Source organism: Bacteroidota bacterium, assembly GCA_034723125.1.
Classification (GTDB): Bacteria; Bacteroidota; Bacteroidia; order CAILMK01; family JAAYUY01; genus JAYEOP01.
In genome coordinates, this window is record JAYEOP010000019.1 from 1 (window position 1) to 6148 (window position 6148).

Here is a 6148-nt window from a genome sequence, read left to right on the forward strand (position 1 = left end):
CAAATAAACAAATCAACAGATAAACAAATAAACAATTCTTTCATCAGATTGCTTCAGTCATTCTTCCTTCGCAATGACGGTAAAAAACATCATTCGTTAAATTTGTGTAATTCGATGATAAAAAAACAAAGAAACTAAATTTTTGTAAGCTCATATAAAAAAATGTTTGTGGCTCACATCTTATTCATTATCTTTGTTTCTTTAAAAATAATTATTTGATTTTAAAATAAATATTGGAATTATGTTAATTGTTATTTCTATTATGTTTGCTGGTTTTTTAGTAGGTTTTTTACTAAGAAAAAAAGATAAAGTATCAAAGTATGTAGATGTCTTAATAAATTCAGCAATTATTTTATTGCTATTTTTCTTAGGCGTATCAGTTGGGATAAATGAAAAAATTATTAATAATTTTGAACAATTAGGATTTGAAGCGTTAATGTTAACAGTTGGTGCTGTGATTGGTAGTCTGGTTGTAACTCCTTTTATATATAAATTTATTTTACCAAAAAATGAAAAGTAGTTTAATCATAGTTACGTTTTTTGTTATAGGAATTGTTGCAGGATTAGAAGGTATTTTACCGGAGTTTTTAATAAAATCAGAAATTGTTGTTTATCCATTATACCTATTAATGTTTTTGGTAGCTGTGGGTATTGGTGCAGATAAAAAAGCTTTAAAAATTTTTAAAGCAACTTCTTATAAAATATTATTAATTCCTATTTTTATTGTTGTAGGAACTTTATCGGGTGTTGCAATAATTTCTCTTTTTTTGTCAGGTATTTCTATTCAGGATTCATTGGCAGTGGGTGCAGGAATGGGCTATTATAGTTTGTCGAGTGTGTTAATTGGTCAGATTAAAGGTGAAACCTTGGGCGTAATTGCTTTGATGTCTAACATTATGAGAGAAATATTTACTTTATTGGTAGCTCCATTATTGGTTAAATATTTTGGAAAAATTGCTCCAATTTCTACTGCTGGTGCTACTTCAATGGATACAACATTGCCGATAATTATTAGATTTTCAGGAAAAGATTATGCGGTAATTTCTATTGTAAGTGGAACGATACTAACTATTCTTGTACCGTTTTTAGTGGTTTTTATTTTGCAATGGTAAATAAATTGGTATAAGATGTATCTTTTTTTTTAAACTATGGAGGACAAAAAAGGGTAAAAGTTTTTCTGCGAGATATAATTGAAACTTTCATGTTTAAATTCACAAAAATTTTGTTTTACTTATTAAATATTTAATAAATTTGATTGCAGATTTTATTTGATAATCTGAACTTGTTAAGTGTTTCAGTTGAAAAAGAATTAAATTTATAAAACAAAGAAGTAGTGGAAGAACTTATTAGAACAAAAGATGTTGCAAAAATATATAAACTTGGAAAAGTAGAGATAAAAGCATTGCAGTCAATTACTTTGAATATTAATGTAAATGAATATGTATCACTTATTGGTGCATCAGGCTCAGGGAAATCAACTTTGATGAATATTCTCGGATGCCTTGATACCCCTACCAGAGGTGAATATTTTTTAAAAGGATATAACGTAAGTGAATTAACAGATGATGGATTAGCGAAATTTCGTAATAAGGAAATTGGCTTTGTGTTTCAATCTTTTAATCTAATACCAAGAATGTCTGCTCTTGAAAATGTTTCTTTACCTTTGATTTATTCGGGTATCAAAAAAAAAGAACGTTTTGAATTGGCTAGGGAACAATTAAATGAAGTGGGATTGGGTGATAGGATGGATCATAAACCTAATGAACTTTCAGGAGGGCAAAAACAAAGGGTAGCTTTGGCAAGGGCTTTAATTAATAATCCATCAATAATTCTTGCTGATGAACCCACAGGGAATCTTGATAGTAAAACATCATTTGAGATTCTTAACCTAATAGAAGAAATTCATGATAAAGGAAATACAATAATTTTAGTTACTCACGAAAAGGAAATTTCACAACGTGCTCACAGAGTAATCAGACTTGTTGACGGATTAGTTGATTTCGATAAAAAAAATTAAATTTTATTTTTTCATAGGCATTGAAATCGTAATTCTGTCAATTACGTATTCATAATATTTCTCGTTAAATTCTTTTTTGTCAAAATGTTTAACTTTCTTTTGATAACTTGCACTAAACTTTATGCCTTTATACGCTTTTGTTACTCTTTTATTTTTATTGCTGTAAGTCCAGAAAGTGTTTCCATATTTATCTACAACATCCTTGAAAGTACTTTGCCCCAAAATTATTCCCTTAGCTGTTTTTGCTTTTACAGGTGATTTAATAATTATTTCTTCTAATTTATTTTTGTGTTTATCACCTTGTTTGACAAAATAAAAGATTAAATTAATTTTTTTATAAAGCATTGTATTGCTACTTACTTCTACATATCCTTCTCCCACAAAATGCTCTGTCCATACTTTTTCTTTGTTTTTATATTTTTCTCCGTATTTTTTTAATACATCTTCAACACTTGATTTGTTGAGAATGATGTCCCCAAAACTTTCACCGGTAGTAATGATTACATAATCATCAGTTTCCTGATTTTGAGCATTGATTGAGAAAAAGCAAAGAATGAGAAATGATAATAAAATTGATAAAGTTTTCATTAAAAGAGTCCTTTTATAAAAGTAAATTAAAGAAATTATTAAAACAAATATACTGATTTTTTAATGAATATGAATTAAATTATTGAGTTGTCAATCCATTTAATTTTTTTAGAATCATAATACTCAGTAAAAAACCAGTAAGAAATAAAAGCTGAAAGAGTTCCAAAGACGGAACCAAAATAAACATCAATAAAAAAATGCTGAGCAAGGTAAATTCTTGAGAATGCTACTGATAATGCGATAAGTAAAAAAACACTTTTTAATATTTTCTTTTTTATTATAAAAATTAGTAAAAAAAATACTGTGAATGCAGTTGCTGTATGCCCTGATGGGAAACTACCGAAAGAACGAACATTAACTTGGTCTAACAAATGTAAATTTGATAAATCGTTAAAATACCTTGCAGGACGGTAGCTGAGAGGACAAATTATTTGTTTGAAAGAATGAACAAATATGGTTGAAAGCAATGCAGAAAACAAAAGCATTAAGGAATATCGATATTTTATAAATAAGAAAATTATAAAAATAATAAGAAATATAAATCCATTGCCGAGTTTTGTGATATGAAAGAAGAATTTATCAAAAAGGAGGGTGTTGTTTTTATTTATGAAAAGAAAAATATCTCCTTTGTTTGTAAATATCAGTAATAATCCTCCTGCAACAATAAAAATTGCATAGAGAATAAAAATGAAACTATTTGATTTTAAAATTCTTCTCACTTGTAAATAATTAACAATTGGTCATTAAAATAAGCATTCAAAAGTACGATTAAAACAGAAAAGGAAAAATCGCTCAAAATATTTTTTGAACGCTTAATTGTTTTACAATGCTTAGTGCCACTACTTAAAGTTTAATCCATAAATTTTAGTTTATTCCAAAGCCATAATAACCCTTAGAGCCATCAGGTTCAATTCCTTCAATCAGTACGCCATTATTGCTTTTGTCAATTAAATTATAAATATCTTCAACTGTATAAACATCTATTTTGTCAATTTTTTGAATTATAAAATTTTTGTGTATTCCTGCTGCTTTGAATTTGCCATTTTTAACTTCTATTACAAGAACACCATTTTTAATCTTCAATTTATCAAGTGTACTCTTAGGGATTTCTTTTAATTTTACTCCAAGAATATCTTCAAGTTTATTGCTTTTAGAAGTAACAATTTCAGTATTTCCTTTGAGGTCTTTTAATACAGCTGTATATTTTTTGTTTTTTCCATTGCGAATAAGAGAAATTAAAATTTTATCTCCGGGACGATTCATAGAAATTTTCTCTTGTAATTCGGGTACAGAATTTACTTTCTCATCATTGATTTTTATAATAATATCACCGCTTTTTATACCTGCTTCATTTGCTGCTCCTTTAGGCATAACCTCAGCGATATAGACTCCTTTAATATCATCCATATTTTTTTTATGTGCTATTTCTTGTGTTACTTCACTTATACTTACTCCAAGAAAACCTCTTTGAACTTTTCCGTATTTAAGAATATCGTCAACTACTTTAACAACAATATTTGAAGGAATTGCAAAAGAATATCCTGCGTATTGCCCTGTTCTTGATGCGATAGCAGTATTAATTCCAATAAGCTCGCCTTCAACATTAACCAATGCTCCACCGCTATTCCCGGGATTTACAGCAGCATCTGTTTGAATAAAAGATTCAACGGAGTTGCCTCGTCCAAGTATTCCAATGCTTCTTGCTTTTGCACTTACTATTCCTGCTGTAACTGTGCTTGTAAGATTAAAAGGATTGCCACCTGCAATTACCCATTCTCCAACTTTTAATTTATCGGAATCACCATATTTTAAAAATGGTAGTTCTTTAGTTTCAATTTTTAAAACAGCAAGATCTGTTTGCTTATCATGACCAACAATATTTGCCTTAAAACTTCGCTTATCATTTAAAATTACTTCAATTTCATCAGCATTTTTGATTACATGATTATTTGTTACGATATATCCGTCAGAAGAAATAATTACTCCTGAACCACTTCCGAGTGAAGGTCCGAAATTTCGCGGACCGAAAAATTCGTAAAATGGATTATTTTGATTGTTGTATTCATTGGAGGGGTTGATTTTTGTTTTGATATGAACTACTGAAATATTTATTCTTTTTGATATTTCTGTAAAGTCAAATGTTGGAATTGTTATTCTATTAATTTCATAGCTTGTGAGTCCTGTGGGAATATTTTCTTGTTCAATTTTATTATCTTTTTCTGACATTCTGTAAATGCCAATACTAATTGCACCACCTAAAATTCCTGCGAAAAGAAAAATCAATGCATCTTTTATCGTTTTATTCATAATTGTTTTTTTTATTTCGGCTCAACAAAAATACAAATTATATGCCAGAGGAGAGGATTGTAATTACTAAATGAGTACAGGTTTATGAATTTAATGACTATGAATGAGAATCAAATAACTTGCCTTGCTAAAGTTACAGCAGCTAAGCAAAAAGTAATTATGAAAATACCTTTTCTTATTAATTATTGAGTCCACTCTAAAAAGTCTTAAAATAATTTTCAGTTTCTTTCTACCCCAAACCCATATAAACTGGAAAAGAATAACTGCCACAGACTTCGTCTGTCGAAGATATGCTAAGTGTAATAAGAAGTAAGACTACGTCTGTCAAAGACAGATTCACAGATTTCAAACTACCTTTGGTAGTTTGCTTTGTAAAAATTTATTATAGTAAATTTCTTTTAATCTGTGAATCTGTGGCAAATTTGATTACTCACAGTATTTGACATAGAACCATATTATTTTCACTTTGTTATTCTAATATTTTCATTTAAATGAAAAATATATTCAAGGAGTTTTTCTTTTCCTTGATGTTTGTTAGCTGATGTTTTAAATGTTTGTGGTAATTCATCCCAGTATCTCAATAGTTGGTTTTCAAAATCTTGAATATTTTTTGATAATTTCCCTGCACCTGATTTATCACACTTGGTAAATACTATTGTAAAGGGTAACTTTTGTTCCCCAAGGTAGTTTATAAAATCAATATCAATTGCTTGTGGTGGAATATTTGGGTCAACTAAAACAAAAATTGAAACGAGGTTTTTTCTATTACTAAAATATCCATATATAGACTGTCCCCAATTATAACGTTCGTTTTTTGAAACTTTTGCGTAACCAAATCCAGGTAAATCAATTAAATTCCATTTATTATTAATGAGAAATAGGTTTATCATTTTTGTTTTTCCGGGTGTTTTTGAAGTAAGAGCAAGATTCTTACGATTTGTCAACATATTAATTAATGACGATTTTCCAACATTTGAACGTCCAATAAATGCATACTCATGATGATTACTATGAGTAAGGGTTTCCCAACTGGGATTTGAAGAAACATATTCTGCAGAATTAATAGTTTGTTTTTGTTGCATAAAAATTTATTTTTTAAAATGGATTTCAATAATTTAAATTGCTTAATTACATTTATTTCTGTTTTTGTAACTACTCTTTTCTTATTGCCTCTAAAATACGAAGGCACAAAGTTACACAAAGATTTATTTACTTGCCACTAAGACACAAAGACAC

Annotated in this window: 7 protein-coding genes; 3 read left to right on the forward strand and 4 right to left on the reverse strand. The window is 28.5% G+C overall.

The window, feature by feature from the left end:
- Window positions 1-241 precede the first annotated feature (241 nt).
- The 3 genes from U9R42_00600 (at window position 242) to U9R42_00610 (ending at window position 2017) form a co-directional block, all read left to right on the forward strand.
- The gene (locus U9R42_00600; GenBank protein ID MEA3494518.1) at window positions 242-520 is read left to right on the forward strand and encodes a LysO family transporter; all 279 of its coding nucleotides are present in this window, start codon (window positions 242-244) and stop codon (window positions 518-520) included.
- Window positions 510-1112 (forward strand): lysine exporter LysO family protein, encoded by a 603-nt coding sequence (locus tag U9R42_00605; GenBank protein MEA3494519.1) that lies wholly within the window; start codon window positions 510-512, stop codon window positions 1110-1112. Before U9R42_00600 ends, U9R42_00605 begins: the two co-directional genes overlap by 11 nt.
- A 221-nt stretch (window positions 1113-1333) precedes the next feature.
- Window positions 1334-2017 carry an ABC transporter ATP-binding protein gene (locus tag U9R42_00610; GenBank protein ID MEA3494520.1) on the forward strand — a complete coding sequence of 228 codons (684 nt, stop codon included), beginning with the start codon at window positions 1334-1336 and terminating at the stop codon, window positions 2015-2017.
- A gap of 3 nt (window positions 2018-2020) precedes the next feature.
- On the opposite strand, the gene U9R42_00615 is transcribed toward U9R42_00610, so the two are convergent.
- The 4 genes from U9R42_00615 to yihA form a co-directional block, all read right to left on the reverse strand.
- Complete coding sequence (locus U9R42_00615) at window positions 2021-2605, reverse strand: hypothetical protein (protein ID MEA3494521.1); 585 nt, start codon at window positions 2603-2605, stop codon at window positions 2021-2023.
- 74 nt (window positions 2606-2679) lie between these two features.
- Window positions 2680-3324 (reverse strand): phosphatase PAP2 family protein, encoded by a 645-nt coding sequence (locus U9R42_00620; GenBank protein MEA3494522.1) that lies wholly within the window; start codon window positions 3322-3324, stop codon window positions 2680-2682.
- A gap of 145 nt (window positions 3325-3469) precedes the next feature.
- Window positions 3470-4912, reverse strand: coding sequence for a Do family serine endopeptidase (locus tag U9R42_00625; protein ID MEA3494523.1), 1443 nt, complete (start codon window positions 4910-4912; stop codon window positions 3470-3472).
- Window positions 4913-5373: 461 nt separating this feature from the next.
- On the reverse strand, window positions 5374-5994 hold the full coding sequence (yihA, locus tag U9R42_00630) for a ribosome biogenesis GTP-binding protein YihA/YsxC (GenBank protein MEA3494524.1): 621 nt from the start codon (window positions 5992-5994) through the stop codon (window positions 5374-5376).
- Window positions 5995-6148 lie beyond the last annotated feature (154 nt).

Bases quoted from the DNA above. Each gene is read 5' to 3' on its own strand.
- yihA (MEA3494524.1), bottom strand. From the start codon at position 5,994: ATGCAACAAAAACAAACTATTAATTCTGCAGAATATGTTTCTTCAAAT.
- U9R42_00605 (MEA3494519.1), top strand. From the start codon at position 510: ATGAAAAGTAGTTTAATCATAGTTACGTTTTTTGTTATAGGAATTGTT.
- U9R42_00625 (MEA3494523.1), bottom strand. From the start codon at position 4,912: ATGAATAAAACGATAAAAGATGCATTGATTTTTCTTTTCGCAGGAATT.
- U9R42_00615 (MEA3494521.1), bottom strand. From the start codon at position 2,605: ATGAAAACTTTATCAATTTTATTATCATTTCTCATTCTTTGCTTTTTC.
- U9R42_00600 (MEA3494518.1), top strand. From the start codon at position 242: ATGTTAATTGTTATTTCTATTATGTTTGCTGGTTTTTTAGTAGGTTTT.